Origin of the sequence: Nocardiopsis lucentensis DSM 44048, assembly GCF_000341125.1 — a bacterium.
GTDB classification, from domain to species: domain Bacteria; phylum Actinomycetota; class Actinomycetes; order Streptosporangiales; family Streptosporangiaceae; genus Nocardiopsis; species Nocardiopsis lucentensis.
This window is the reverse complement of record NZ_ANBC01000692.1, coordinates 1-627: the sequence shown is the minus strand read 5'-3', so window position 1 is coordinate 627 and position 627 is coordinate 1. Positions and strand designations below refer to the sequence as shown.

The following is a 627-nucleotide window of genomic DNA, read 5'->3' as shown; positions in this document are numbered from 1 at the left end:
CCGCCGGTCAGGCCCAGCCGGGAGCGGCCGAAGGCCCGGAGCGGCTCGGGAATCTCGAACTTGTGCCACCGGCCCGCGTCGTCCTGGTACAGGTGGAAGGCGTAGCCCTGATCGCGGCGGTCGCGGACGAAGTCGGTGGAGCAGTGCCCGAACCGGCCCGGCCGGTAGCTGATCACCACGTGCGGGTTGCCCTCGGAGTCGACCGCCTGCGACTCCTGGTTCATCAGGGCGTAGTTCAACGGCAGCGGGTCGACCACGTGCCCGGGGGTGTCCACGGACACCCGGTGGGAGGTCCCGGTCACCGCGGCCACGGCGCCGTCGTCGGTACGCCAGGTGCGCCCCTCGTCGTCGCTGTAGACGTAGCCGGTGTCGTGGTTGGACAGTCCGCCCGGGTGGCAGAGGATGTCCCCGCCCGCGGCGGTCTCACGCCAGGTGAAGGACGCGTGCAGGCGTCCGTCGTCCCCGTAGCCGATGCCGTGCAGGTACATGTTGCGGCTGGTGCTGACCGCTCCGTTGGCCGCGTAGGAGCCCTCGGGGGACGACCACGCGCCCAGGTGCGTCCAGTCGCCGTCCCCGTCGTACTCGGCCAGCTCCAGGGTGCCGTCGCCGGAGCCGCCGGTCCGGTAG

At 72.1% G+C, this 627-nt stretch carries 1 protein-coding gene (only partly in view); it reads right to left on the bottom strand.

Annotation, left to right across the window (positions count from 1 at the left end; translation table 11 throughout):
• Positions 1 to 590, bottom strand: partial view of a BNR-4 repeat-containing protein gene (locus tag D471_RS38680; protein WP_449406575.1) — the 5' portion only. The gene continues 433 nt to the left of window position 1, outside the view; the window shows 590 of its 1,023 coding nt (coding positions 1-590); it begins with the start codon at positions 588 to 590; its stop codon lies beyond the left edge, outside the window.
• Positions 591 to 627 lie beyond the last annotated feature (37 nt).